This window comes from Sphingobium sp. C100 (genome assembly GCF_000508185.1).
Taxonomy (GTDB): Bacteria; Pseudomonadota; Alphaproteobacteria; order Sphingomonadales; family Sphingomonadaceae; genus Sphingobium.
In genome coordinates this window covers 1-534 of the sequence record NZ_AYOY01000131.1, presented here as the reverse complement: position 1 = coordinate 534, position 534 = coordinate 1, and the positions used below count along the sequence as shown (strand labels likewise).

At 68.5% G+C, this 534-nt stretch carries 2 protein-coding genes; one reads left to right on the top strand and one right to left on the bottom strand.

All coding sequences use genetic code 11. From position 1 onward, the window contains the following. A partial coding sequence (locus C100_RS33430; protein WP_024019392.1) for an OsmC family protein occupies positions 1-150 on the top strand: 150 nt, incomplete at its 5' end. Positions 151-204: 54 nt separating this feature from the next. Here the strand turns inward: C100_RS33430 and C100_RS0124490 are convergent. Further along, the coding region (locus C100_RS0124490; RefSeq protein ID WP_031309177.1) for a GcrA family cell cycle regulator at positions 205-534 on the bottom strand (330 nt) is incomplete at its 5' end.

Here is a 534-nt window from a genome sequence, read left to right as displayed (position 1 = left end):
GGCGGTTTCGCCATCACCGCCGATCTGGAGGTCAGCCTGCCGGGCCTGGACCGTGCCGAGGCCGAAAAGCTGGTCGAAGCGGCGCACCAGATCTGCCCCTACAGCAACGCGACCCGCAACAATGTGGATGTCGGCCTGACGATCGCCTGATCGTCGACGCTTACGAAAAAGGCCGGTTCCCAGAAGGAGCCGGCCCTTTTTCGTTTAGCGGACGCGCGGGCCGCCGAACGGCATCGGCGGGGGCGGGCGGCGCGTTCCGCGCGGCAACTGAGCCTGATAGGCGCGGCCGCAATGTTCGACGCAATAGGGGAAGCCGGGGTTCACCTGCTCGCCGCAGAAATGGAAATCCGGTTCGCCCGGATGGCCCATTGGCCATTTGCAGATCCGCTCGGTCAGGTCGAGCAGGCTGGTCTTGTCGGCGATGTCCGGGCTGGGCTTGGCTGGCACCAGGCGGCGCGGCGGCGCGGGCGGGATCGGCGCCTGCTGGTCGCCTGGACCCTGGCGCAGGAAGCCGCCGGGGCCGACGGAGACGAT